Annotated in this window: 25 protein-coding genes; 6 read left to right on the top strand and 19 right to left on the bottom strand. The window is 64.5% G+C overall.

The window, feature by feature from the left end; genetic code table 11:
- Window positions 1-133 precede the first annotated feature (133 nt).
- The 4 genes from OVA00_RS02325 to OVA00_RS02310 form a co-directional block, all read right to left on the bottom strand.
- On the bottom strand, window positions 134-1,258 hold the full coding sequence (locus OVA00_RS02325; protein ID WP_268087822.1) for a sulfate/molybdate ABC transporter ATP-binding protein: 1,125 nt from the start codon (window positions 1,256-1,258) through the stop codon (window positions 134-136).
- Window positions 1,259-1,289: 31 nt separating this feature from the next.
- Window positions 1,290-2,210 carry a sulfate ABC transporter permease subunit CysW gene (gene cysW, locus OVA00_RS02320; RefSeq protein ID WP_112773461.1) on the bottom strand — a complete coding sequence of 307 codons (921 nt, stop codon included), beginning with the start codon at window positions 2,208-2,210 and terminating at the stop codon, window positions 1,290-1,292.
- Entirely contained in the window at window positions 2,200-3,060 is an 861-nt protein-coding gene (cysT, locus tag OVA00_RS02315; protein ID WP_064817027.1) for a sulfate ABC transporter permease subunit CysT, read from the bottom strand. The genes cysW and cysT overlap by 11 nt, the downstream gene beginning before the upstream one ends.
- Window positions 3,061-3,182: 122 nt before the next feature.
- Complete coding sequence (locus OVA00_RS02310) at window positions 3,183-4,184, bottom strand: sulfate ABC transporter substrate-binding protein (protein ID WP_442780422.1); 1,002 nt, start codon at window positions 4,182-4,184, stop codon at window positions 3,183-3,185.
- 195 nt (window positions 4,185-4,379) lie between these two features.
- On the opposite strand from OVA00_RS02310, the gene OVA00_RS02305 reads away from it, so the two are divergent.
- On the top strand, window positions 4,380-4,895 hold the full coding sequence (locus OVA00_RS02305) for a dihydrofolate reductase family protein (protein ID WP_268087818.1): 516 nt from the start codon (window positions 4,380-4,382) through the stop codon (window positions 4,893-4,895).
- A 57-nt stretch (window positions 4,896-4,952) separates the two neighbouring features.
- Here OVA00_RS02305 and OVA00_RS02300 read toward each other — a convergent pair whose 3' ends face one another.
- Window positions 4,953-6,011 carry a D-TA family PLP-dependent enzyme gene (locus OVA00_RS02300; protein ID WP_268087816.1) on the bottom strand — a complete coding sequence of 353 codons (1,059 nt, stop codon included), beginning with the start codon at window positions 6,009-6,011 and terminating at the stop codon, window positions 4,953-4,955.
- A 162-nt stretch (window positions 6,012-6,173) separates the two neighbouring features.
- On the opposite strand from OVA00_RS02300, the gene OVA00_RS02295 reads away from it, so the two are divergent.
- The 4 genes from OVA00_RS02295 to OVA00_RS02280 all read left to right on the top strand — a co-directional run bounded on the left by OVA00_RS02295 (window position 6,174) and on the right by OVA00_RS02280 (window position 9,194).
- The gene (locus tag OVA00_RS02295) at window positions 6,174-7,013 is read left to right on the top strand and encodes a transporter substrate-binding domain-containing protein (protein WP_060521812.1); all 840 of its coding nucleotides are present in this window, start codon (window positions 6,174-6,176) and stop codon (window positions 7,011-7,013) included.
- A 66-nt stretch (window positions 7,014-7,079) separates the two neighbouring features.
- Window positions 7,080-7,742, top strand: coding sequence for an amino acid ABC transporter permease (locus tag OVA00_RS02290; protein ID WP_060521811.1), 663 nt, complete (start codon window positions 7,080-7,082; stop codon window positions 7,740-7,742).
- Window positions 7,743-7,747: 5 nt separating this feature from the next.
- The gene (locus tag OVA00_RS02285; protein ID WP_034799100.1) at window positions 7,748-8,410 is read left to right on the top strand and encodes an amino acid ABC transporter permease; all 663 of its coding nucleotides are present in this window, start codon (window positions 7,748-7,750) and stop codon (window positions 8,408-8,410) included.
- 13 nt (window positions 8,411-8,423) lie between these two features.
- Window positions 8,424-9,194: an amino acid ABC transporter ATP-binding protein gene (locus OVA00_RS02280; RefSeq protein WP_060586059.1), complete on the top strand. Its 771-nt coding sequence runs from the start codon at window positions 8,424-8,426 to the stop codon at window positions 9,192-9,194.
- Window positions 9,195-9,260: 66 nt separating this feature from the next.
- Here the strand turns inward: OVA00_RS02280 and OVA00_RS02275 are convergent, their stop codons facing one another.
- The 6 genes from OVA00_RS02275 to OVA00_RS02250 all read right to left on the bottom strand — a co-directional run bounded on the left by OVA00_RS02275 (window position 9,261) and on the right by OVA00_RS02250 (window position 15,441).
- The gene (locus OVA00_RS02275) at window positions 9,261-10,346 is read right to left on the bottom strand and encodes an ABC transporter ATP-binding protein (protein WP_268087814.1); all 1,086 of its coding nucleotides are present in this window, start codon (window positions 10,344-10,346) and stop codon (window positions 9,261-9,263) included.
- The gene (locus OVA00_RS02270) at window positions 10,343-11,278 is read right to left on the bottom strand and encodes a carbohydrate kinase family protein (RefSeq protein ID WP_034799113.1); all 936 of its coding nucleotides are present in this window, start codon (window positions 11,276-11,278) and stop codon (window positions 10,343-10,345) included. Before OVA00_RS02270 ends, OVA00_RS02275 begins: the two co-directional genes overlap by 4 nt.
- A 2-nt stretch (window positions 11,279-11,280) precedes the next feature.
- Window positions 11,281-12,297, bottom strand: coding sequence for an SIS domain-containing protein (locus tag OVA00_RS02265; protein WP_442780421.1), 1,017 nt, complete (start codon window positions 12,295-12,297; stop codon window positions 11,281-11,283).
- Between the two features lie 5 nt (window positions 12,298-12,302).
- Window positions 12,303-13,148 (bottom strand): carbohydrate ABC transporter permease, encoded by an 846-nt coding sequence (locus tag OVA00_RS02260; RefSeq protein WP_034799119.1) that lies wholly within the window; start codon window positions 13,146-13,148, stop codon window positions 12,303-12,305.
- The gene (locus OVA00_RS02255) at window positions 13,148-14,029 is read right to left on the bottom strand and encodes a carbohydrate ABC transporter permease (protein ID WP_034799121.1); all 882 of its coding nucleotides are present in this window, start codon (window positions 14,027-14,029) and stop codon (window positions 13,148-13,150) included. The genes OVA00_RS02260 and OVA00_RS02255 overlap by 1 nt, the downstream gene beginning before the upstream one ends.
- Before the next feature lie 173 nt (window positions 14,030-14,202).
- A complete protein-coding gene (locus OVA00_RS02250; protein WP_034799124.1) occupies window positions 14,203-15,441 on the bottom strand; it encodes an extracellular solute-binding protein in 1,239 nt (412 codons plus the stop codon).
- 232 nt (window positions 15,442-15,673) lie between these two features.
- Here OVA00_RS02250 and OVA00_RS02245 point away from each other — a divergent pair, with 232 nt between their 5' ends.
- Window positions 15,674-16,903: an ROK family transcriptional regulator gene (locus tag OVA00_RS02245; protein WP_112974714.1), complete on the top strand. Its 1,230-nt coding sequence runs from the start codon at window positions 15,674-15,676 to the stop codon at window positions 16,901-16,903.
- Between the two features lie 17 nt (window positions 16,904-16,920).
- Here OVA00_RS02245 and OVA00_RS02240 read toward each other — a convergent pair whose 3' ends face one another.
- The 8 genes from OVA00_RS02240 to OVA00_RS02205 form a co-directional block, all read right to left on the bottom strand.
- Window positions 16,921-17,706 carry a LysR substrate-binding domain-containing protein gene (locus OVA00_RS02240; protein WP_268087809.1) on the bottom strand — a complete coding sequence of 262 codons (786 nt, stop codon included), beginning with the start codon at window positions 17,704-17,706 and terminating at the stop codon, window positions 16,921-16,923.
- Between the two features lie 36 nt (window positions 17,707-17,742).
- Window positions 17,743-18,996 carry a Zn-dependent hydrolase gene (locus tag OVA00_RS02235; RefSeq protein WP_246812599.1) on the bottom strand — a complete coding sequence of 418 codons (1,254 nt, stop codon included), beginning with the start codon at window positions 18,994-18,996 and terminating at the stop codon, window positions 17,743-17,745.
- Window positions 18,993-19,523, bottom strand: a complete 531-nt coding sequence (locus OVA00_RS02230; protein WP_060586073.1) for an L-2-amino-thiazoline-4-carboxylic acid hydrolase — start codon at window positions 19,521-19,523, stop codon at window positions 18,993-18,995. Before OVA00_RS02230 ends, OVA00_RS02235 begins: the two co-directional genes overlap by 4 nt.
- 489 nt (window positions 19,524-20,012) lie before the next feature.
- Window positions 20,013-21,401, bottom strand: coding sequence for a BatD family protein (locus OVA00_RS02225; RefSeq protein ID WP_268087807.1), 1,389 nt, complete (start codon window positions 21,399-21,401; stop codon window positions 20,013-20,015).
- Complete coding sequence (locus tag OVA00_RS02220; protein WP_112974717.1) at window positions 21,398-22,969, bottom strand: vWA domain-containing protein; 1,572 nt, start codon at window positions 22,967-22,969, stop codon at window positions 21,398-21,400. The genes OVA00_RS02225 and OVA00_RS02220 overlap by 4 nt, the downstream gene beginning before the upstream one ends.
- Window positions 22,966-23,970, bottom strand: coding sequence for a vWA domain-containing protein (locus OVA00_RS02215; RefSeq protein WP_034799141.1), 1,005 nt, complete (start codon window positions 23,968-23,970; stop codon window positions 22,966-22,968). The genes OVA00_RS02220 and OVA00_RS02215 overlap by 4 nt, the downstream gene beginning before the upstream one ends.
- A complete protein-coding gene (locus OVA00_RS02210) occupies window positions 23,957-24,484 on the bottom strand; it encodes a DUF4381 domain-containing protein (protein ID WP_112772060.1) in 528 nt (175 codons plus the stop codon). Before OVA00_RS02210 ends, OVA00_RS02215 begins: the two co-directional genes overlap by 14 nt.
- On the bottom strand, window positions 24,484-25,479 hold the full coding sequence (locus OVA00_RS02205; RefSeq protein ID WP_082573022.1) for a DUF58 domain-containing protein: 996 nt from the start codon (window positions 25,477-25,479) through the stop codon (window positions 24,484-24,486). Before OVA00_RS02205 ends, OVA00_RS02210 begins: the two co-directional genes overlap by 1 nt.
- Between the last annotated feature and the right edge of the window lie 2 nt (window positions 25,480-25,481).

Below are 25,481 nucleotides of genomic sequence, written 5' to 3'. Positions count from 1 at the left end.
GGCAGCGGGCGTCCCTGCTTAGCGCATCGCGAAGCAAACCGATATCCGCACGGCGACTCTCAGCCCGTCGTTGCCGGCACGATTGCACACGGCACGACGAGACAGGTGAAACTGCGCTACCGAGCGCGCCCGATCAACTGCCGGTGCGCGCCAGCTCGAAGGGCTCGGCCGTTTCCACTTCGGCCGGCGCCTCCAGCGTTGCGGCCGCATTCGGCTGCTCCTCCCTGAACAGTTTCCACTTTGTCGGTCGGAAGGCGATGCGGCTGTGGTCGCCGGCAGCGGCGCGTTCGGGTGAGAGTTCGATCTCGACATGCGGATGGTTGCGGCCAAGGTCGAGTTCGAGATGGCGGGTGCCGGCAACGCGGCGGCTGGCGGCGACAAGACCGGCAAGGCAACCGCCGCAGCCGTCGATCAGCTCGATGTCGTGCGGGCGGAAGTGCAGTTTCGCCGGGCCGTCGGGCTCGGACGGGGCGCGCAGCCCGATCGGCCGATCCTCGAACCAGATCTCGCCGTTCTGCAGCGTAACATTGAGGCAGTTCGACTGGCCGATGAAGCCGTAGACGAAGGGCGAGACCGGATGGTCGTAGATCTCGTCGGGGGTGCCGACCTGTTCGATCACGCCCTTGCTCATGACGACGACGCGGTCGGCGAGCTCCAGCGCCTCGTCCTGGTCATGGGTGACGAAGATCGTCGTGTGGCCGGTGCGGTCGTGAATGTCGCGCAGCCACTTGCGCAGTTCTTTCCGGACCTGTGCGTCGAGCGCGCCGAAGGGCTCGTCGAGCAGAAGCACGTTCGGTTCCACCGCCATGGCGCGGGCGAGCGCCACACGCTGGCGCTGGCCGCCCGAGAGCTGCGCCGGATAGCGCTTGTCGAGGCCGGAGAGCTGGACGAGGTCGAGCAGATCGAGGGCGCGCTTGCGGATCTCGGCCGACGGCGGGCGGCGATTGGAGGGCCGCACCTTCAGCCCGAAGGCGACGTTGTCGAGCACGGTCATGTGGCGGAACAGGGCATAGTGCTGGAAGACAAAGCCGATGTTGCGCTGCTGCACGGTCTTTTGCGAGGCATCCTCGTCGCCGAAGAAGATCGTGCCTTCGGTCGGGCTTTCGAGCCCGGCAACGAGACGCAGAAGTGTGGTCTTGCCGGAGCCGGAGGGGCCGAGCAGCGCGATCAGCTCGCCGGAGCGGATGTCGAGCGAGACGTCGTCGAGCGCCGGGAAGCGGCCGAATTCCTTGCGGATGTTGTGAACGCGCACGTCCATGACAATACCTTTCGAATGCCGGCTTTCCCGGTCAGTGCCTGCGGCTGGCGGCGATCTCGGCGCTGTAGCGGATCTCCAGCGCCGTCTTCAAAATCAGGGTGATCAGCGCCAGCAGCGCCAGCAACGCCGCCACCGCGAAAGCGGCGACGAAGTTGTATTCATTATAGAGGATTTCGACCTGCAACGGCATGGTGTTGGTCTCGCCGCGGATATGGCCGGACACCACCGAGACGGCGCCGAACTCGCCCATGGCGCGGGCGTTGCACAAAAGCACGCCGTAAAGCAGCCCCCATTTGATGTTGGGCAGCGTCACATGCCAGAAGGTCTGCCAGCCCGATGCCCCGAGAGACAAGGCTGCCTCCTCGTCGCTACTGCCCTGTTCCTGCATCAACGGGATCAGCTCGCGGGCGACGAAGGGGAAGGTGACGAAGACGGTGGCGAGCACCAGGCCCGGCACGGCAAAGAGGATCTGGATGCCGTGGCTCTGCAGCCAGGGACCAAGGACACTGTGCGAGCCGAACAGAAGCACGAAGACGAGGCCGGAGATCACCGGCGAGACCGAGAACGGCAGGTCGATCAGCGTCGTCAGGAAGGCCTTGCCCTTGAACTCGAACTTGGCGATCGCCCAGGCGGCGGCCACGCCGAAGACGAGGTTGAGCGGCACGGCGATGGCGGCGACGATCAGCGTCAGGCGGATGGCCGAAAAGGTTTCGGCATCGCCAAGGGCCAGCACGAATTCCGTCACGCCCTTGCGCAGCGCCTCGGTGAAGACGGCGGCGAGCGGCAAAAGCAAAAACAGCGCGACGAAGGCGAGCGCGGTGATCGTCAGCGTCAGTCGGGCAAAGCGGCTTTCGGAGGTGGCGGCGGCCAGTTCCGGCAGGGCGGCGCGAGGGCCGGAAGCCGGACTGAGACCGGGACTGGGTGCTGAAGCGGCGGTCAGGTCATGCGACATAGACATATCTCCGCCGGCTCCAGGCCTGGATCGAGTTGATGAGGAGCAGCATGGCAAACGAGATCGCCAGCATCACCGCGGCAATTGCTGTCGCAGCCGCATAGTTGAACTCTTCGAGCCGGATGACGATCAGCAGCGGCGCGATCTCGGAGACATAAGGAAGGTTGCCGGCGATGAAGATCACCGAGCCGTATTCGCCGACACCACGGGCAAAGGCGAGCGCAAAGCCGGTGAGGCCGGCTGGCAGCAACCCTGGCAGCAATACCCGGCTGATTGTCTGGAAGCGGCTGGCGCCAAGGGTGGCTGCAGCTTCCTCCACCTCCTTGTCGATCTCCTCCATGATCGGCTGCACGGTCCTGACCACGAAGGGCAGGCCGACGAAGATCAGGGCAATGACGATGCCGGCCGGGGTGAAGGCGATCTTGAGGCCAAGTGGTTCCAGGAACTGGCCGATCCAGCCGTTCGGGGCATAGAGCGTCGTCAGCGCAATGCCGGCCACCGCGGTCGGCAGCGCAAAGGGCAGGTCGACCATGGCGTCGATCACCCGCTTGCCGGGGAACCGGTAGCGCACCAATACCCAGGCGAGGATGACGCCGAAGACGAGATTGATAACGGCAGCGATAAAGGCCGTGCCGAAGGAGATCTTCAAGGCATTGAGCGTGCGCGGATCAAGCGCCAGCGCCACGAACTGCGCCCAGCCGAGCCCGCTGGCGCGAAACACCAGACCCGACAGCGGGATCAACACGATCAGAACCAGCCAGCTCAGCGTGATCCCGAGCGACAATCCAAATCCAGGCAAAACACTCGGCTGGCGAAATCGCCAGGGTGCAGTCTTCGTCGCATCCGTCAATGGCACTACCTTTGCAGTCTTTACGCGGCACGATGAAACGCGCTTCGCTCGAGGGCTCGGCCCGGCGCGACGCGAAGCAGCGCGCGCAGCCGGGCTCGCCGGCTGCGCGCGCTGTTCAGGTTTTATTGGCCCGGCTTGTAGAGCGTGTCGAAGACACCGCCGTCGCCGAAGAATTTCGGCTGGGCTTCTTTCCAGCCGCCGAAGTCTTCGATGGTGACGAGCTTCAGTTCGCCGAACCGCTTGATATCGGCCGGGTCTGCCGCTGCCGGCTTGAACGGCCGGTAGTAGTGCTTGGCCGCGATCTTCTGGCCGGCATCGCTGTAGAGGTAGCCGAGATAGGCTTCCGCCACCTTGCGTGTACCCTTGGTGTCGACGTTGCCGTCGACGAGCGCTACGGGCGGCTCCGCCTTGATCGAGATCGACGGCGTGACGATCTCGAACTTGTCGGGGCCGAGTTCCTCGAGCGACAGGTAGGCTTCGTTTTCCCAGGCGAGCAGCACGTCGCCGAGGCCGCGCTGCACGAAGGTCGTCGTCGCGCCACGGGCGCCGGTATCGAGCACCGGCACGTGCTTGAAGAGCTCGGTCACATATTCCTGCGCCTTGGCGTCGTCACCGCCATCGGCGGAGCGGCCATAGGCCCAGGCAGCGAGGAAGTTCCAGCGCGCGCCGCCCGAGGTCTTCGGGTTTGGCGTGATCACCTGGATATCGGGCTTGACCAGATCGCCCCAGTCCTTGATGCCCTTGGGGTTGCCCTTGCGCACCAGGAACACGATCGTCGACGTGTAGGGCGCGCTGTTGTTTTCGAACTTCGTCTTCCAGTCTGCCGGGATCTTGCCGGTTTCCTTGGCGATCGCGTCGATGTCCGCTTCGAGCGCCAGCGTCACGACGTCGGCCTGCAGGCCGTCGATGACCGAGCGGGCCTGCTTGCCCGAACCGCCGTGCGACGTCTGGATCGTCACGGTCTCACCGGTGTCCGCCTTCCACTTCTCGGCAAAGGCAGCATTGAAGTCCTTGTAGAGTTCTCGTGTCGGATCATAAGACACGTTCAGGATCGTCGTGTCGGCAAACGCAACACTTGCAGCTCCCAGCTGCAGGCCTCCGAGCACGATTGCCAGTCCCACCATTCCGGTAATTCGTCCAAAGACCATTTCGACCTCCATTGGTTACCAGATAAAACTATCAATTTTGTCGACTGCTACAACGTAAACCGATGACGCCAGAAGCAGCTATGGGGAAATGTCCTATCGTTTTGTCGGGCTTTTCGGGAACGGTTTGCCTGCAACCGCCTCCGCGACCGCGCCAAACCAACGACAGAATACATGGAGAGCGCGAAGCGGCTGTCCAGAAAAAATGCGCGGCGGCGGAAATATTTGGCGCGCATCTGCGAGGAGGCGACGACGGCCGTGCTCGGCCGGCTGAACGCCGAAGACTTCCTCGGTTACTGGTCGGCGGTTGCCGGGGACGAAGCGGCCTGCTCTCGCGACCGCGGCTATGCGGACGGGCTGGTCGTGGCGGAAAAGGTGGTGTTTTCGAGGATGCTGACCGAAGCTCCCTGGGAGCGCACGCGGATCGCGAATGGATCGGTGATGGACGTCGTTTCAGACCTCAAGGCGTCCGGCGAAGGTGACATTCTCGTCAACAGCAGCGCCAGCCTCATCAAGTCGCTCCTTTCGGCCGACATGATCGACAGGCCCTATCTGCTGATCTGCCTGGACATTGCAGGAGGTGGCGCGCGGCTCTTCGAGGACGGCCTGCCGGGCACGACGTGGCGCGTTGCGCACCAGGAGACGGGTGAGCGGGGCAAGATCGCGCTCGTTTATGACCGGGTCCGCTGAGCGCGGAGCGTCAAGAGTGGCGGCGCGGCAAACGCGCCGCTCAACTATGGCGACCGGCTAAAGCACGTGGCCGCGCGCCACTACCGGCCAGATATCCTTCAGCCTGTCGCCTTCGACGATATGGACGGCGTCGAACATGTTGGTCACGACGCAGGCGTGGTTCGGCACGATCCTCAGCTGCTCGCCGACCTTGAGCCCGATTGGCCCGTCGGTGACGAGGCGGCCGTGTTCCTCAGAGAGCTGGTCGATGCGGATGTCGTCGCGGCCGAGCACGTGGCCGTAGCCGCTGAGGCCGAGTAGATCCGAGGTCAGCACCTTGCTGCCGGCATCGATGATGGCGCGGTTCTCGGAGGGGACCGAGACGACGGTCGCAAGCACCGTCAGCGCGCACTCGTTCCAGCCGGCGACGCCGCGCGAAACCAGCGAGCGGTCGTTGTAGATATAGGTTCCGGGGCGGTATTCGCTGGCAACAGGCGCGCCGTCGGCATGCATCATGCTCGGCGTGCCGCCTGAGGTGATAGCGGGGACAGTGATGCCGTCGGCCTCGATCAACTGCTTCGCCTCGCTCATGAAGGCCTGGACCTTCGCCTGGCCGTTGACGGGCGGATAGGTCATCAGGCCGCCGAACACGAGCCCCTTTGCCTCTTCGATCCGGCGGGCGAGCTTGGCGGCCTCTGCCGGGGAGCCGACACCGCAGCGATCGGCGCCGGTGTTGCATTCGACAAGCACGTGCAGCGGCTTGTCCTTGTCGGCGAAATAGCCGGCGAGCCCGTCGATGACCGTTTCGCTGTCGGCGACGACCGAGAGCGAAACGCGGTCATTGAGCCGCTCCAGCCGCGCCATCTTGGCGTCGCCGAGAATGTTGTAGGTGATCAGCACGTCCTTGATCCGGTCGCTGCCGTCAACCATCGCCTCCGCCTCGGTGACCTTCTGGCAGGTGATGCCGATGGCGCCGGCTTGAAGTTGAAGCTCGGCCATCTGCGGCAGCTTGTGCGTCTTGATGTGGGGGCGCACGCGAATGCCGTGCTCATCCGCATAGGCCTGAAAGCGCTCGATGTTGCGCTTGGCAATTTCAAGATCGACGAGAACGGCCGGGGTTTCGATCGGCAGGGGCATCGCGACTCAACTCCTCTTGGGCGGCGCAGGATCGGGGCGAAACTACCTCAACTGCCCTTGACAAGATATGACCGCGGGCCTTTGATACGTCAATCCATTATTCAAGATTATGATGCATAGTAATAGAATAATGGTGGGGAGGCTAAAAAAGGGAGGAATGAAATGAGCAAGACCGTTTTTGCAGCGGCTGCCGTCGCAGTCATGGCTATGGCCGGCTCGGCCTTGGCCCAGGAGCCGGCGAGCAAGCTGGACGAAGTTATCGCCCGCGGCCATCTGGTCATGGGCACCGGCAGCACCAATGCGCCGTGGCATTTCAAAAGCGCCGACGACAAGCTGCAGGGCTTCGATGTCGACATGGGGCGCATCATCGCCAAGGCCCTCTTCGGCGATCCGGAGAAGATCGAGTTCGTCAACCAGTCGTCCGACGCCCGCATTCCGAACATCACCACCAACAAGGTGGACATCACCTGCCAGTTCATGACGGTGACCGGTGAGCGCGCGCAGCAGATCGCCTTCACCATTCCCTACTATCGCGAGGGCGTGGGCCTGATGCTGAAGGCCGACGGCAAATATGCCGATTACGCTGCGCTCAAGGCCGGCGGCTCGTCCGTCACCGTATCCGTCCTGCAGAACGTCTATGCCGAGGCCATGGTGCATGCCGCCTTGCCGGAAGCGACGGTCGACCAGTACGAGTCCGTCGACCTTATCTATCAGGCGCTGGAATCCGGTCGTGCCGACACGGTCGCCACCGACCAGTCGTCGCTCGCCTGGTACATGACGCAGAACCCCAACCGCTATAAGGATGCCGGCTACGGCTGGAACCCGCAGACCTATGCCTGCGGCGTCAAGCGCGGCGACCAGGACTGGCTGAACTTCGTCAACACCGCACTGCACGAGGCGATGACCGGCGTCGAGTTCGATTTCTATGCGAAGTCGTTCAAGACCTGGTTCGGCAAGGACCTTGCTCCGCCGCAGATCGGATTCCCGGTCGAGTACAAGTAAGCCTCTCCGGGGCGATCCCGCCGCCTGCGGGGTCGTCCTGCGTCCTTCGGCATGGGTGGCTGAAACATGGGCTATACTCTGAATTTTGCCGCCGTCTGGCGCTCTTTCGATCTTCTGCTCGAAGGGCTGGCGCTCAGTCTCGGCCTCGCCTTCGCGGCAATCCTTGCGGGTTGCCTGATCGGTCTCGTCACCGCTTTCGGGCTGGTGTCGAAAAACCTGTTCCTGCGCAAGCCGGCCGGTCTCTATGTGACCGTCATCCGCAACACGCCGATCCTGGTGCTGGTACTGTTCAGCTACTTCGCCTTGCCGCAGCTCGGCGTCAGGCTCGGCAAGATCGAGAGCTTCGTGCTGACGCTGGCGATCTATTCCGGCGCCTATCTCGCCGAAGTCTTCCGCGGTGGGCTGCTTTCAGTTCCGCCGGGGCAGCGCGAGGCGGGGCTGGCGATCGGGCTCACGGAAATGCAGATACGCACCTCGATCATCCTTCCCTTGATGCTGCGCAACGTCCTGCCATCCTTGAGCAGCACGATGATCTCGCTGTTCAAGGACACTTCGCTTGCAGCCGCGATCGCAGTACCCGAACTGACCTTCGAGGCGCGCAAGATCAATGTCGAGACCTTTCGGGTGATCGAAACTTGGATCGTTGCGAGCTGCCTCTATGTCGCCACCTGCTCGGTATTGGCCGCCTTGATGCGCGCGGTCGAGCGCCGTCTCTCCGTGCCGAGGTGATCGCCATGGATTTTCCAGCATTTCTCGACCAGCTCTGGCTCGCCCGCATTCCCTTGCTGAAGGGGCTTGGTGTCTCGATCTCGATCTCCTTCCTGTCGATCGTCGTCGGAACGGTGCTCGGCGTCTTCGTCGGCCTGGCGCTCACCTATGGCTATCGCCCGGTGCAATGGGTCGTGCGCGGCTATACGGATTTCATCCGTGGCACGCCGGTGCTGGTGCTCGTTCTGGCGAGCTACTATGTGCTTAGCACCGTCGGTATCGATCTCGGGCCCTTCCAGGCCGGCATCCTGGCGCTCTCGGTCTTCTGCAGTTCGCATGTCGGCGAACTCGTCCGCGGCGCCCTGCAGGCGATCCCGAAGGGGCAGACGGAGGCGGCGAAAGCCATCGGCCTGACATTCTCGCAGACCTTCGTCTACGTGCTCGGGCCGCAGGCGTTGCGGCAGGCGCTGCCGGCCTGGGTCAATACGGCGGCCGAGATGGTCAAGGCCTCGACGCTTCTGTCGATCATCGGCGTCGCCGAGCTTTTGCTTCGCACCCAGGAGCAGATCTCCCGCAGCTTCATGAGCCTGGAGTTCTATTTCTTCGCCGGCTTCCTCTATTTCGTCATCAACTACAGCATCGAGCGCTTCGGCCGTTACGTCGAACGCAAGACCGCTGTCCCATCCTGAGGCTTCGGCTCCGATGACCCAGACACTGCTTGAAATCCGTGACCTCCACAAACGCTACGGCGCCGTCGAAGTGCTGAAGGGCGTCGACTGCACCATGGCGCAAGGGGAGGTCATCTCCATCATCGGCTCCAGCGGCTCGGGCAAGACGACGATGCTGCGCTGTATCAACATGCTGGAGGAGTTTCAGGGCGGCTCGATCCGCATCGACGGCCAGGAGATCGGCTACGAGACCGTGGGCGGCCAACGCCGCCGCAAGAAGGAAAAGGAAATCGCCCGCCAGCGGGCGATGACCGGCATGGCCTTCCAGCAGTTCAACCTCTTCCCGCATATGACCGCGGCCAGAAACATCATGCTCGGCCTGATGAAGGTCCGCGGTATGGGACGCGATGAGGCGCGGGCGGTTGCCGAGAAATGGCTGGACCGTGTCGGGCTGCTCTCACGCATGGATCATTATCCCGGCCAGCTCTCCGGCGGCCAGCAGCAGCGCGTGGCGATCGCCCGGGCGATCGCAATGAACCCGAAGCTGATGCTGTTCGATGAAGTGACCTCGGCGCTCGATCCCGAACTCGTCAACGAGGTGCTGCAGGTGATCAAGGGGCTTGCCGAAGACGGCATGAGCATGCTGCTCGTCACCCACGAAATGCGCTTTGCCTATGAGGTCTCGACGCGCGTGATCTTCATGAACCAGGGCCGCATCGGCGAAGAGGGCAACCCGAAGGAAATGTTCGTGAAGCCGCAGACCGAGCGCCTGGCGGAGTTCCTGAAAAGCTCGTCGTTCAATTGATGTGGGGGCTATGATCGGGCCGGCCGCCGCGGCAGCGACGGTCGGCTGTTGTTCGTCGCGAAAGGCTCAGCCTTTCGCCAGCGACCGGCCGCTTTGCGGATCAAAGAGATGCAGCGCATCCGCCTCGATGCTAAAGGCGCGCTCGTCACCGGCCAGAAGCGAGCTGCGCGGTGGCAGGCAGGCGGTGATGCGCTGCTCACCGATCCGTGCCGTGGTGACAAGTTCCGGGCCTGTCAGTTCGACCACTTCGACGCGCGCCTTGAATTGCGGCGCAGTCTCGTCGCTGGAGGCCAGCCGCAGCGCTTCCGGGCGGATGCCGATCTTGACGCGCTGACCATCGGAGACCACACCGCGAAAATGGGACGGCAGGGCGATTGCCTGATCACCGCCGGCGATCGTCACCTGACCCTGAGCAACAGTCGCATCCAAGATGTTCATCGGCGGCGAGCCGACGAAGCCGGCGACATAGAGCGTGGCGGGCCGGTCGTAGATCTGTTCCGGCGTGCCCAGTTGCTCGATCCTCCCGTCGCGCATGACGGCGATACGGGTCGCAAGCGTCATCGCCTCGATCTGGTCGTGGGTGACGTAGACGACAGTCGTCTTCAGCATCTGGTGCAGGCGCTTGAGCTCGGTGCGCATTTCCATGCGCAGCTTGGCGTCGAGGTTGGAGAGCGGCTCGTCGAAGAGGAAGACCTGCGGATTGCGCACCAGTGCGCGGCCGATCGCGACGCGTTGGCGCTGGCCGCCGGAGAGCTGGCTTGGCTTGCGCTCGAGCAGGTTCTCGATTTGCAACAGCTTGGCGGTTTCTTTTACCGCCTTCTCGCGTTCGGCGACCGGAACCTTGCGCATCTCCAGGCCGAAGCCGATGTTCCGCGCAACGCTCATGTTCGGGTAGAGCGCATAGGACTGGAACACCATGGCGATGTCGCGATCCTTCGGATGCGCGCCAAGAATTGAGCGCTCGCCGATGCGGATGTCGCCGCCGCTTGGCTCCGCCAGTCCGGCGATGATGTTGAGAAGCGTGGACTTGCCGCAGCCGGATGAGCCGAGAAGGACCAGGAACTCGCCGCTTTCGAGCGCGATGTCGATGCCCTTCAGCGTCTCGACTTCGCCATAGCGCTTGTGAATGTTCTCAATCGCAAGTGCGCTCATGCGCCGGTCTCCTGAAGGTAGGACGAAAGCGGTTGGCCGTAGCTGCGCGGCAGGGTGGAGATCGCCTCGGAAGCGATGGCGACGCCGGTGCGCAGACAGGCTTCGAGCGGCATCTCGGCGGCAAGTGCCGCGAGGAAGCCTGCATTGAAGACGTCGCCGGCGCCGATCGTATCGACCACGGTGACGACGGGTGCTGGCGACGATGAAAGGCGGCCTTCCGCGTCAATGGCGATCGCGCCGTGTGGTCCGCGCTTGACGACGACGATCGCGCCTTCGGGCATATGTTTTCGGAGTTCGCGTGCCGCCTCGGCCGGGTCGGTGACACCTGTCAGCGTCGTCGTTTCGACCTCGTTGAACAGCGCGAGCCGGCAGCGCTTCATCCAGCCGATGGTCGCGGCGCAGTTCGCCTCCGTCCAGCCGTCGAGCGGCCAGCCAGTGTCGAGTGCCACCGCAATGTCGTGCGCATCGGCCCAGTCGAAGAAACGATCGTATTCGGCCGTCAATGCGTCCGTCAGGAACGAGCCGGTCAGAAGCGCGTAGCCGCCGCGCAGCTTCTTGCCGTCGAGCATCGCCCAGACTTCCTCGAAGGTGAGGAGCGGCAGATGTCCGCGCGTGGTGAAGAATGTGCGCTCGCCGTCGGGATGGGTAATGCCGACGGAGAGCGTGGTGCCGACGCTTTCGACCGGCCAGGACACGGACCGCTCGGGAAAGGCCTGCCTCAGCCAGGTGCCGAACTGGTCGTTGCCGACATTGGCTGCGATTGCGTAGTCGACGCCGAGCGAATCCCAGGCGAGCGCGCTGTTGCCGGCGCAGCCGCCGACGCGCAACTCGTCATGGTCGACGATGATTTCGGTTCCGGCTTTCGGCCAGGGGGCCGCCGGCCCGAGGATGAGGTCGACATTGGCGTTGCCGACCACGGCAAGAGGACGCATCGTTATTCGCTCCGGGTAATCTTGGTCGAGCGCACCGGAGTGCCGGCATTCTCGACGCGGGCCGCCGCAAAGGCGATCATGAAGGACTGCGCGACCGGCAGCATGGCGAAGATTGCCGCGAGGCCAGTGGCCGGCGCAAAGGGAATGGTGGTGACACCATCGCTCGCCGCCTCGCCGGAAGCGTCGAAGACGATGACCGGCGAACCGGCTTCGGCGGCCGAGATCGCCATAGCGCGAACGAGCCCGGCGGTTGCATCCGCTCCACGGAAGAGAACGACGCCAACCGAAGGGCCGAGCATTTCCATAGGCCCATGCCGGAGCTGACCGCCTTCGAGCGAGAAACAGGGCAGGCGCGAGAGTTCGGTCAAGCCGAGACCGATCGCCTCTGCGAGGCCCTGCAGGCGACGGCCTGAGGTGACGACGGAGCGGACGTTGCTCAGGGCCGCAAGCGCTGCGGACGTATCCGGCGATTGCGGGTTTTCCAACGCGGAAAGCGCTTCGCCGGTGTCATCGCCGAGGGCTGCGAGGACGGAGAGGTGCAGGGCGAAGCTGATTGTCAGGCTGCGGGTAGCAGCAAAGGCCTTTTCGGTGCCGCCGACGCCGACCAGCGAAGGCGCGTTGCTTGCGAGGAAGGAGCCACCTTCCAGCGTCAACCCGAACGTGTGCGGCGTTCCGCCATCGGTCTCGGCGAACCAGCGCAGCACTTCGGCGCTTTCGCCGGACTGCGAAGTGATGAGGATCGTCTTGTCCTCGATCGACAGCGGCTGGCCGAGCTGCTCTGAAAGCGGCAGGGCGACGGCGTCGATGCCATGAGCGCGGTAGAGCGGTTCGACAGCGCGGCCGACCGCATGCGAGCCGCCCATGCCGAGCAGCAAGAGTTTGCCGGTCGCTTTCAGCGAGCGGGCGATCTCTGCGGCGCGCGGCGCTGCGCCGCGGACGGAGGCGACCGCATCGGCGGCCTGGCACGCCATTTCACGATCGATTGCGGCGAGCCCTGCGGGGCGTTCCGAAGTGGTCATGGCCGTCATCCCTTCACACCGCCGCTGGTAAGCCCGGAGATCAGGGCACGTTGCATGACGAGGCCGATCAGTACCGGGGGCAGGGCGGCCAGCACCCCGGCTGTGGCGATCAGCCCGTAATCGGAGACACGGCCGCCGGCGAGATCGGAAATGGCGACCGTAAGCGTCTTCGCGCGCAGGTCCGACGTGAAGAGCAGCGCGTAGAAGAATTCGTCCCAGGCAAGCAGGAAGGCAAAGAGTGCCGATGTCGCCATGACGGGTGCTGCGAGCGGCAGGGTGATGAGCCTCAGGATCTGGTCGAGGCGGGCGCCGTCGATCATCGCGGCACTCTCGATCTCCTTGGGAATGGAATCAAAGCCGGATTTCAGCAGCCAGGTGGTGAAGGGCGCCAGAATGGTGAGGTAGACGAGGGCCAGGCCGAACACCGAATTCAGAAGCCCGAGATAGGCAAGCCCCATGTAGAGCGGCACTGCGAGCGCCACCGGCGGCAGCATGTAGGTGGCGATCACCGCATAGAGCGACCAGGAGACATTTGACGTGCGCGACACCGCCCAGGCGGCCGGAATGGCGACCGCGATCGCTGCCAGCGTCGCCATGCCGGCGACCTTCAGGCTGTTGAACAGCGAAGCGGTAAAGGCCGCACCCGCGCTGTTCTCGATCGTCGAGAGAAGCAGCCGGTAGCGCGAGAGGTCGATTTCCTCCGGCCACCAGTTGAGCGGCTTCGCCGAGAGGTCGGCGGCCGACGAGATGCTCATGACGAAGAGCCAGAGGATGGGGGCGAGAATGATTGCCGCCAAGAGCAGTGCTGCCGCATAGACGAAAACGGTAAAGAGTGGGCTTTGGCGTTCCATCACGAGGCTCCCGCGGCTTTGCGCACCATGGCCGCGTAGGCAACGGCGAGCACGGTGACGAGCAGGGTGACGATCAGCGCCAGCGACGCGCCGGATCCCGCCCGCTGGAAGGAGAAGGCTTCTTGATAGACCAGGATCGACAGGGTTCGGGTGCTGTTGGCCGGACCACCGCGCGTCATCACCCAGATGAGGTCGAAGACCTTGAAGGCCTCGATGGTGCGCAGCACCAGCGCAACCAGCAGCGGGCCTGCGAGATAGGGCATGATCACGTAGCGGAAACGGTTGAAGGGGCCCGCACCATCGACGAGCGAGGCGGCGGTGATATCTCGCGGCACGGCCTGGAGGGCGGCAAGCGCGATCAGCGCGACCAGCGGAAAGTTCTTCCAGCAATCGGCGACGATCAATGCCGCCAGCGCCGAGCCGGGTTCGCCGAGCCAGGAGCGGTAGCTGTCGATCACTCCGAACTGCAACAGGGCGGCGTTCAGCGCGCCGTATTCCGGGTTGTAGATCAGCCGCCACAGCGTGGCATTGACCACGGTCGGCAGCGCCCAGGGCAGGATCATCAGGGCTCTGAGCGCCGTGCGGCCGCGGAATTGCTGGTTGAGCAGCAGGGCTGCGAGCACGCCCAGCACCATTTCCGCGGTAACGGAGACGACCGCGAACCAGGTCGTCGTGATGAACGCACGCTGGAAATTCGAGCCGCCAAGCATCTTGGCATAATTGTCGAAGCCGACGAACGTGCCTTCGGTGCCGACGAGCTTGGCGTCGGTGAAGGAAAGCCTGATCGTGTCGATCAACGGCCAGCCGATGACGGCGATCATCACCGCCAGCAGTGGCAGCATGAGCAGCCATGCGCGCGTTGTTATCCAGGTGCCGGACATAGGATGGAAACCTTCTCGGGCCTAGGGAGCCCCGTCATGCTATCGCATATTGCCCCGGACCGTAATCGACCCAAGCGAATGATGCGCCAAATCAAAGTGTTAAAGCGTTGCGGCGGCGCCGCCAATTCCCGCGGTCCCCGGGCGGTTTCCCGCCCGGGGCTTGGGAGGGCGGCTCAAAGGCCGCTGTTTTCGGCCGCCGTCTTCAGGGCGTCTTCGGCCGAGGCTTGGCCGAGAAGCGCTTCCTGGATCGCCTGTTGAAGGGCGGTCGAAAGTTCCTGGTACTTGGGGGTCGTCGGACGCGGATACATGGCCGCGAGGCCAAGCTTGGCAGCACCGATCAGCTCTTCCTGGCCCTTGGTGACGCTGGCGTCCTCATAGGAGGAGGCCCAGATCGGCAGGCTGAGCTTGGCGTAGGTGTTCTGCGTCTGCTGCGAGGTCATGTAGACGATGTACTTCCAGGCATCGTCCGGGTTCTTGCTGGTCGAGGTGACGCCGAGGCCCATCGAGCCGTTGACGGCCGAGACTTCGCTCTTGCCGGCCACGCCCGGTGCCGGCACGACGCCGACCTTGCCCGCGACCTTGCTTTCCTTCGGATCGTTGGCGAGGTTGTACATGTAGGTCCAGTTGAGAGCGAAGGCGGCTTCGCCGTTCTGGAACACCTTGCGCACGTCCTCCTCCAGGAATTCCTTGGAGTTCGGGTTGGTCAGGCCCGAGGTGTAGCTCGTCACCATGTAGTTGAGCGCGTCGAGACCGCCGCCAGAGGTGAAGGCCGGCTTGCCGCCATCGATGAACTTGCCGCCATAGGCGCTGACAAGCGTGGTGTAGTCGCAGATCGCGGCTTCGGCCTGCGACCAGCTCCAGGCGATCGGGGTTGCGAGCAGACCCTTGTCCTTGATGACCTTGGCCTGTTCGGCAAGCTCGTCCCAGGTCTTCGGCGGTGCCTTGATGCCGGCCTTCTCCAGGATTTCCTTGTTGTAGAACAGGTACTTGGTGTCGAGGATCCAGGGCATGCCGTAGCGCTTGCCGTCATATTCGACCGTCGTCCAGGCGCCGGGCAGCACGCCGGACTTCATCTCGTCGGTGATGCGGTCGGTGACGTCGACGAGCACCTTGTTGGCGGCATATTCGGCCGGCCAGATCACGTCGAAGAGCACGACGTCGTAGCCGCCGCCGGAGCCCTGTGCCAGCACGGTCTTGTCGTGCAGGCCTTCATAGGGAACGAATTCGAGATTGACCTTCACATCCGGGTTGGCCTTGGTGAAGGCCTCGGTCATGGCGCGTACATCCGCCTCGCTATAGGCGGCCTGCGCCATGAACAGTGCGTTGAGCGTCGTTTCAGCATGCGCGTGGCCAGCGAATGAGACGCCGGCAAGGGTCGCGCAAAGCAGCGTCGTTCTTATGGATTTCAACATTCCTACCTCCCAATGACATAAGCGTTTCAGATTTCCCGGCATGCCTTATGCGGCACGCCGCATGCGAGAAGTCCGCTCTTCACAAAGCGGCTGTCGACATAACAATTGGAGCGCTCGCGGTCGGTCCTGCCGCCGCTTTCGTTCCCCCGAAGCTCTTTTCGGCTTCTATTAAGTCAATTGTCTTGACTTATTTTTTGTTCAATATTCTAACAGTGTCAAGAGGGGTTTTTGGATGAACGATATGCGCCTGATCCGGGCGAAGAGCGGCACCAATCAGGAGGGGACGAGCGCGCATAACCGCCGCGTCATGATCGACGCGTTGCGGCTGAACGGGCAATTGTCCCGCGCTGACCTCGCCCGCGCAACGGCACTGACGAAGCAGACCGTTTCCAACATCATCGAGGATCTGGAGCGCGACGGGCTGGTCGAGTCGCTGGAAGCCGTACGCAACGGCCGTGGGCAGCCTTCGACGCCCTACCGGCTGGTGCCGGAGGGTGCGTTCGCGATTGGGCTGCAGATCGACCGGCACGTGACGCGTACGATCGCGGTCGATCTCGTCGGCCGGGTGCTCGCCCGCGGCGAGGCCAACCTACCGGCCGGCGGACCGGCGACCGGGGTCAGGACCATCCTTGAGCTGATCGAAAAGACCCGCCGCGACCTGACGGCGCTTGCGCCGCATTCGGAAGATCGCCTCGTTGGGCTTGGCGCGGCCATGCCCGGTCCCTTCGGCGTGGAGGCCGATGCCGACGACCCCTGGATGATGGCGGCCTGGCAGAACTTTCCGCTGCTCGAAACCCTTGCTGCCGGCACCGGGCTCGATGTCGGTCTGCAGAACGACGCCGCCGCAGCCGCCACCGCCGAGCGTATGGTCGGCGCGGCGCATGGCGTCGATCATGCGATCTGCATTTACTTCGGCTATGGCCTCGGCGCGGGCCTGATCCTCAACGGCGAACTTTATCGCGGTGCGAACGGCAATGCCGGCGAGATCGGCATGATCCTCAGCCTGCCGCGCGGCGCCAGCTCGGACGAGCGCATGCCGCTCGAACACCGCGCCTCGATCGCTTCGCTGTGCAAGCTTCTGGACCTCGACCCCGCCGATCCGGACCTCTATGCACGCATCGATGCTGTGGCAGAGAGCCCGGACCAAAGGCTGCTGCGGTGGATCGATGCCGCCGCCTTTGAAATGTGCGCGGCCGTCCAGACGCTGGAAACGATCTTCGACCCGCAAACGGTGATCCTCTGCGGTGGCCTGCCGCCGGGCCTTGCGCGCCTGCTGGCGGACGCGATGATGCCGCTGCTTCCGTCGATAGCCGAACGGCGAGACCGTACACTTCCTCGGCTGCAGGTCGGCTTCACCGATCCTTGGGCGGTGGCGATCGGCGCTGCCGCCGAGCCGATCAGCCGGACCTTCGATCCGCGCTTTTCCGCGATCCTCAAGACCCGGGCTGGCGCCGCCATCTGACCGCCGGCTTTCGACGATCAGGTCCGGGGTTCGTCCAGACGGGCGAGTTCCGCAAACTCGGTGCCGACAAAATCGAGCAGGGCGCGGACGGAGGGAAGCAGGCCGCGCCGCGACGGGAAGGCAGCATGAATGATGCCGGCCTTCGGCGCCCAATCGGGCAGAACGTCCACAAGCGTGCCGTCTTTCAGGTCCTGCCGCACGACCATGGTCGGCAGCTGGCAGATGCCGACGCCGTTGAGCGCGGCGAGCCGCAGGGCCACCATGTCTTCGGTTACGAGGCGTGGCCGATGTCGGACGATCGCGGTCGCGCCGTTGGGACCGTCGAGCCGCCAGTCGTGGCTTTGGCGGTCGGGGTTCCAGGCAAGGCTCGGCAGGCCGCCGAGATCCGCCGGTGCCGGCGGGTTGCTCAAACCGGCAAGCAGCCTGGGGCTGGCGACCAGCCTTTGTTTGCTCTCGGCGAACCGCTTTACGACGAGATCGCTTTCCTCGAGCGGCGGGAAGCGCACGCGGATGGCGACATCGATGCCTTCACGCAGAACGTCGACGCGGCGATTGGTGCTTTCGAGCACGACCTGCACCTTCGGCCGCGACGGTGGCGGCATTACGCCGTCGCCTCCGAACTGCAGCGCACCTGGCATCGCGACGACGCCCAGCAGTGGGCCGAGATCTACACCAAGGTCTTCCCGGAATATCAGCTGCTGATCGAAAGCTACCTCAAGGCCCAGCAGGTCGAGAAGGATCAGGAACAGCTGGACTCGCAGCGCGGCTAAGGCCCGCGTCGGGCAAGCGAATGAAGCACCCACGGCAGATATTCTGCCGTGGGTGTTTTGTCTTGGCAGTCAGCGGCGGTCGATTTCCAGAATGGTCTGGAACAGGACCTCGGCGCCGCGGGCACACTCCTCGGGCGCGGTGTATTCCGCCTCGTTGTGCGAGAGCCCGTCCTTGGATGGCACGAAGATCATGGCGGTCGGGGTGATCGTCGCCATATGGGCGGCATCATGCCCGGCACCGGAGACCATGTCGGTCGCCGAATAGCCGAGCGCTTCCGTGCTGGCGCGCACGGCGTTCACGATCGCCGGATCGAAAACGACCGGTGCCTTCGACCAGATGTGATTCAAGGCGACGCCTGGCCCAGCCTTGCGGACAGCGTCTTCAAGGGCCGCTTGCATCTGATTGAGCCCGGTCTCGGACGGATGGCGCATGTCGATCTGGAGTCGAACGGAACCGGGCACGACATTGCGCGAATTCGGACCCACCTCGACGAAGCCGACGGTGCCGACACCCGGCGGGTTTTGACGGGCGATGTCGCGGACGGCAAGGACGACCTCGGCCGCCGCTACAAGTGCATCGTCGCGCTGCGCCATCGGCGTGCTGCCCGCATGCGCCTCAGTGCCGGTGATGACGACATCGAACCAGCGCAGCCCTTGGATGCCGGTGACGACACCGACCTCCGTCGCCGACGCTTCGAGCAGCGGTCCCTGCTCGATATGGAGCTCGACATAGGCGGCAAAGGAAGCCGGATCGACCTTGGCCTCGCCGCGATAGCCGATCGCATCGAGCGCCGAGCCGACCGTGACACCTTCGCGGTCGCTGCGCGCCCGGGCGTCATCGATCGACAGCGCGCCGGCAAAGACGCCGGAGCCCAACATTGCCGGCGAGAAGCGCGAGCCTTCCTCGTTCGTCCAGTTGACGACCACGAGCGGATGGCGGAGCCGGGTGGCGCTTTCCCTGAGGGTGCGCAGGATTTCGACCCCGGCAAGCACGCCGAGAATGCCGTCGAAGCGGCCGCCTTGCGGCTGGGTATCGAGATGGCTGCCGACGGCGATGGCCGGCAGCGACATGTCCTCGCCGGCATAGGTCGCAAAGATGTTGCCAATTGCGTCGACCTCGACCGTGCAGCCGAGCGTGCGGCATTCGGAAACGAACCAGTCGCGGACCTGCCGGTCCTCCTCGGTCAAAGTCAGGCGCGTGACGCCGCCCTTGTCCGCAGCGCCGAAACGCGCGGTCGAGATGATGTCGGCCCACAGCCGGTCACCGTTCGTCGCCGGCGTGTTGATGCGGGTCGTTTCGCTGCGCATGGCTTCGGTGCTCATTTCTGCTGCTCCGGCGCGTCCTTGTTGAGCCGGTAGCGGAAATCGCAATGGGAGGCGCCCTGCATTACCGTCTGGGTGCGCTCCAGCGTAATGCGCGGGTCGTAGCCGGTGCAGAAGACGCCGTCGCGGTTGCAGGACAGCAGGTGTCCGATGTGACCAAGCCCCATCTCGCGATAGGTCTCGGCGTAGCGACAGCGCTTGACGTTGTAGTGGAATTCCTCGTCCGTCGCCTTCGTCACCTCGATGACGAGCGCGTCGTCCTGGGTCCAGAGATCCTGAAGTTCCTGGAAGGTGCGCAGGTTGGTTCCGCCGGGTGTCTTTGCGGCAAAGGTCCGGCCCGCCTCGATCGCGGCCTTGGTGATTGCCTTATCGAGGATCGCCTGGGCGCGCTCCTCGCCGATCTCCTCGCGCATCGCCTCATAGATCGGCGCGATGATGCCGGCCTCGATGCGGCGGCGCGCGAGAATTCCGATCTCGCCATCCATCGCGACGCGCGAATCGGTGTTTTGGTTGTCCGTCTTGTCCATGCAATGCCTCCCTGTCTGCCTCGGGGCAGATCAACAGGGAACAGGATACTACGCCGGGCATGCTGCTGTGTTGCAAATCCGTGCCGGAAAGATTCCTTCAGGCGCAAATACTTTGCGCCATTCCGTCGTTGTGCAGGAAGCAATCGCGAGCCTGCCGACGGATCATGAGCGGCAGGGGTGCCAGCCGGGAACCATTAGCGCTACGCGTTTCCCCAGGCAGCGCCCCTTGAACAGGTTCCCGGGCGATAGGCACGTTCAGGGAAAGCGCGATCGCTGCGGCGACAAGGCCGAGCCCTCCAGCCGCCTGAACGCCAAGGGCGGGAATGAGAACGAAAGAAACAGCCAGGCACCCGGCGATCACGCCGAGCGTATTGGCAGCATAGAGCCTGCCGCCCTTCGCGGCGACGCTACGTTAGCGATTCAACTTCTACCGGCGGGTGTCCGCGGGTAAGTACGTAACAGTTACGAAGGTCGGCGACGGCGGGTAAATCAGGTCCGGCCCACGGCTCCGAAGCGCCTTGGCGGCGCGGCCTCCAGGCCGGGATTGAGGTCGGGCAAGTCCGATGTCGGGCCGCCGCCATCGGCGGAGGTTTCCGAAAGCCAGCGCTGTCTTGCCACCTTCAATCCGCCGCGCAACCGGAGGAGATCAGGCCCGTCCTGATGGGAGCCGCCGCTGCCGTAGCGGCTGCGGCGATAATCGGCAAAAGCGTTTGCCGTCGCCGGGTCGGCGAACCTGTCGAGCCAGCGCGAGAGCGGCGTGTTGCCGGTCCGGCGTGACCAATGGTCGAGCGCCGTCTCCAGCCGCATGGGGTCGTGATCCCGACACGCGTCGAGCACGTGGCAAAATGCCGTCGCCTCGGATTGCGCCCTCTGCTCGAGCGCGGTTTCCAGCCGGGTTTCGAGGCGACCGAACAGATTGGCGGCCAGCTGGATAAGCGTCGCGAGTGCGGCGATCGATGCCGCGATGCCGAGCCACCACAGCCAGTCGAAAGGTTCCTCAGCGGGCGGCGGCGCAGGTGGGGCGAGTGCGGGCGCAGCCGCTGGGGCAGCGTTGACGTTGACGGTCACGCCGGCCGCCTCGGCCGTCTGCGTCGATCCGCTCGCCGGGTCGAACCAGGGCAGGCTGATCGCAGGAAGCGCGTAGGTGCCGGGCTTTGCAAAGACGTAGGTTGCCACGTCCTTGCGCAGTCCCGCCGTGATATCCCCGCGTGACGTGCGTTCCTCCGAAAGCACCGGATCGTGCCGGTACAATTGCACGTCCGCCGGGGCGTCGAAGGTCGGTTCGGGTATCATCATCGGTGCGAGGCCGGCCGCGCGAATGGTGATGGTCCGCACCAGGGCATCGCCTGCCTTTAGCCCCGCGGGATCCCGGTCGAAAGACTGGGTGAGGGTGATTTCTCCGGCGGTGACGCCGGCCTCTCCGCCTGCGCCTTGCGGAACGGCTTCGACCGTGAACTTGAGCGAAGGCAACGTCACCTGACCCTTGCTCATCTGGCCGGGTACGGCGGCATAGCCGAACGGAATGACGGCGGGCGGCAGTACGTAGTCGCCTGCCGCCTGCGGGGTGATCGCGTAGGTTTTGCGGATGCCTGAGAAGGCCTCGCCGTTGACGGTCTCGTTGAGGTTCATGCCGCGTTCGTCGGGCATGGTGACGACAGTGCCGGGAAGATCGAACAGAGGAAACTGCGGCGGCGAAAGGAAGTAGTTCGGCACGAAGACGTCGACGTCGACCTCGATCTGCTGGCCGGCATAAATCGGCGCCTTGGTCGTGAGCGTCGCGCGGGCAAAGGGATTGGCGGCGAAGGCCGTGCCTGCAAGCCAAAGCGACAGGCCGAGGAGCCAGATGATCTGCCGCGGCAGGGCGGCGAAGGCTGTCACGGGGCCGCCTCCTTTGCTTCGATCGCAAATTTTCGTGCCAGCAGTTCGGCCGGCGACACCTGGATGTTGCGCATCCACATGTCGGCCGTCTGCGGTCCCCCTTGCGTGGTGGCTTCCGTTCCCTTCTTGCCCTTGTCGTCGAACTGGACCTGGTCCGGGTCAATGCCCGCCTGTTCCTGCTGTGCGTCCTGTTCCTGCTTGTCCTTGTCGGCCTTGCGCTTTTTGGCGATCTCGAGGTTCTTTTGGGCGTCGGTCCAGTCGGGGCGGCGCTTTAGCGCCTGCTCGTAGACGGCGATCGCTTCGTCGGCCTTGTCGAGGTGCAGGAGGGTATTGCCCTGATTGTAGTAGCTTTCCGCCGTATCGCTCTCGGCAAAGGCGTCGATCGCATCCTGGAAACGGCCGGCGCGGTAGAGCGCTGCGCCGCGCCAGGCGGGATCCGCGAACGTTTCAGAGGCCCCCTGGAAATCGCCCTGTTCGAAGGCGCGACGGCCCTGCTGGTCCGGAGTGAGCCAGAGGTCGATAAAGCGATTGTCCGCCGCCTCCACCCGTTCGCTGCCCATGAGCGAAGTGGCCGCGAGCAGATAGACCGCCCAGCGTATGGTCCAGCCGCGTCGGAACCAGAAGAGGCCGAAGACGGCGATCGGAATCGTCAGCCACCAGCCGAGATCGTGCCAGCGCGTCAGCCCTTCGGCCGTCTTCGCTGCAAAATTCGTCTGGATGCGTCTGATGATCCAGCTGACGTCGGCGTCGTCGGATGTCACCGACGCGACCTCGACCTTGGAGGCCGACTGCAGCGCCTTGAGGCCGTCGACATCGAGCTTCGCCCTGACATACGCGCCGGTCGCATCGGTCAGGAACCCGCCGTCCGCCGTCTTGACCGGACCGCCTTCTGCCGTGCCGATGCCGAGCACCATCAGCGAGTTGCGCCCCTGATACCCACCGAAGGCCGGGAAGGCGGAACGCTCGACGCCGTCGGTCATGAACAGGATGGTGCCGGGCACCGTTTCGTTGGCGAGCGCTTTTTCGACCTCCTGCAGGGCCTTGGCTGTGTCCTTTCCCTCGACGGGCATGATCTGCGGCGACAGCGCGGCGAGGTAGGATTTGACCAGCGCGGCATCGTCGCTGAGCGGCAGGACCATGTGGGCGGAGCCGGCATAGGCGAACAAGGCGGTGCGCGAGCCTTTCCTCCTGTCGAGAATGTCTTGAATCTTCAATTTGGCGCGTTCGAGCCGCGTCGGCGAAACATCGGTCGCGTTCATCGTCGGGTTGAGGTCAATGGCGATTGCCAGAGGTGCGGTGTCCTCGACGAAGGGCGGCCGTTCACGCTGCCAGGTCGGGCCAGCGGCTGCGATCGCCGCAACGGCGATCAGTGCGGCGGTGACGTGCACCGGCTGGAAACGCCGTTTCCCGCCCTTGTCGATCAGCAGGTGATCGAGCAGGTGCGGTGCGATCATGTCCTGCCACTGCGAGCGGACATCGCCGCGCCGGGTAACGAGGTAGATCAGCAGCGGGACGGCGGCGAGCGCCAGCAGCCACAGCGGCCGCAGAAAGTGAAAATCCGCGATCATGGCGCTGCCTCCCGGCGCTGACGCCGGTCGCCGAGCGAGGATAGGAGCCACATGACGGCGTGATAGGCGAGCACCAGCAGGAGTGCCGCACCCAGCGGATAGTAGAACAGCTCGATGCGCGGCCGCCAGGAGAGCGTCTTCTGGTTTGCCGGCGTCAACTGGTCGAGCAATTGGTAGATGTTCTGCAGACCGGCCTGATCCTGGCCGAAGAAGTAGCGCCCCTTCGTCGCTTCGGCGATCTGCTGGAGTGCCGCCGTGTCGAGCTTCTGTTCTCCTTGAGCATTGGGATCGCCGATGCCGACCGTGTGGATCACCACCTTTCGCTCGGCGGCGATGCCGGCGGCCTTGTCGGGCGGCATCTTACTGGCGGTGTCGTTGCCGTCGGTCAAGAGGATCATCACCTTGTCCGGCGCGGTGCTGGCGTCGAACATCTTGATCGCCAGCCCGATCGCATCGCCGACGGCGGTGCGGGGACCGGCCATGCCCGGCAGGCTGTCGGCCAGCATCAGCTTGACGGTCTTGTGGTCGAGCGTGAACGGTACCAGCGGATAGGGCGCATCGCCAAAGGCGATCAGGCCCAACCGGTCATTGGGCCGCCGGTCGATGAAGTCGGCGACCACCGCGTGCACCGCTTCGGCGCGGGTCTGCAGGTTGCCGGCGGGATCGCGAAAGTCGCGCGTGTCCATCGACTGTGACAGATCGATCGCCAACATCAGGTCGCGCTGCGGTTCGACCTTTTCGATCGGCGGCTCGACATATTGCGGCCGCGCCAGCGCCAGCACGATCAGCGTCCAGCAGATGGGTGCGATCACCTTCTGGCCGAGATTGGTTCTCGGAACGACGGAGCCTTCGGTCGGACCGAGATTGGCCGCCGCGGTGATGTCCTTGAAGAACGGCACCCTGACGGCGGCCGACTGCTCGCGGTATGGCGGAAGCAGCCACCAGACAAGGAAGGGCAACGGCAGAAGGATCAGTGCCCAGGCGTGGTCAAGCACGTACATGATGCGCCTCGATCCAGTGCCGCGCTGCCGCGATGTAGGCCTTTGCCTCAGCCTCCGGAACCGCGGCGAGCGCCTGGCTGCCACGATACTCGGCTTCCTCGAAAAAACGCGCAGAGGCGATAGGAAAGACAGGGCCGCCGGAATGAGCGTCGAGATACTTTGTCCAGCCGGTGCCGTGCAGGCCGGCAATGGCTTCGCGTGGCCAGATCGAGAGCGCGGTCCGCTTCAAAAGGACAGGCAGGGCCGCGAGCGCCTCGCCACGCGATCCGGTGGCGGCCAATCCGGCTTCTATCTTCCTGAGGTCGGCGAGCGCCTCGCGGCGGTAGCTGTTGGCCTCCCAGCGCCGGTACCAGCGCCAGCAGGCAAAGGCCGCCATGAGAAGGATAATGCAGCCGAGCACCGCCCACGCCTTGGTCTGGGGCATCATCGAGACAGGCTGCGGCAAGGCGATATCCGCGAGCTGCCGAAGGGCGGCGTCGAGCATCGGATCTTTCGCAGGTGCCGCCGTCGCCATCATCGCCTCCGCTGCCGGCTGGCGAGTTGGCCGAGCATGGTGCGCAGCTGCGGCGCCACCTCTTCCGCCGCAGAGATCGGCAGCATGGGCAGGCCGAGCTCCTCCTGCCAGGCGCGCAGCGCTCGCCCGCGCTTGCGGGCAAAGCTGTCGATCGCCTCGCGCACATTGCCATGGCCGAACTGCACTTCGGCCTGAAGCAGCCCGCCGCTAAAGACGATATCGCCCTTGCGCGGCAGTTCGAGGAGGAAGGGATCGTAGATCAGAACGCAGATCACATCGTTGTGGGCCGAAAGCTTCAAAAGCATGTCGCGGGTTTCGAGGCTGTAGCCGTCGAAGTCGCTGACGACGATGATCAGGTGATCGTGCCGGGCGATGTTGGCGACGGTCGTCAGCACGACGTCGAGCTGCTCGGCTCCATGCGGCGCCTGCGAACCGGCCTGCAGTGCGGTATTGTGGCGAACGATGCTGTCGGCGAGCCGGATCACCGCTTCGCGGCTGCGGTATGGGCGCGTTTCGGTCACCTCCTCGTCGCCGAAGACGAAGCCGCCGACACGGTCGCCAAGGGCCAGCACGCGCCAGGCGGAGAGCGCTGCCACTTCCGCCGCGGCGACCGACTTCATCGCGCGGCGGCTGCCGAAGAACATGTTGATGCGCTGGTCGACGAGGATGAGGGCCGGCCGGTCCTTCTCTTCGTCATAAACGCGGACGACCGGCTTGCCGGTGCGCGCCGTCACGCGCCAGTCGATGGCGCGGATGTCGTCGCCGGGCAGGTAGTTGCGTAGTTCCTCGAAGGAAAGTCCGCGGCCGCGCATGCGTGATTCGTGACGGCCGGCAAGCAGGCGGCGCACCGGAGCCTTGCGCAGGAACGTCAGGTCGCGGGCCATGGCTTCGAGGCCGACAAGTGCGTCCACTGAGGTGTAGACGCCGGTGGCGTCGGCGGTGCGGGGCTTTATGATGCCGCGTGAGCGGGCGAGGGCCGGCAGGGATATGGCCATCG

Origin of the sequence: Ensifer sp. SL37, from assembly GCF_026672675.1 — a bacterium.
In the GTDB taxonomy this organism is placed as follows: domain Bacteria; phylum Pseudomonadota; class Alphaproteobacteria; order Rhizobiales; family Rhizobiaceae; genus Ensifer; species Ensifer adhaerens.
The sequence above is the reverse complement of the archived record's forward strand: the minus strand, read 5'-3'. Positions and strand labels throughout refer to the sequence as shown.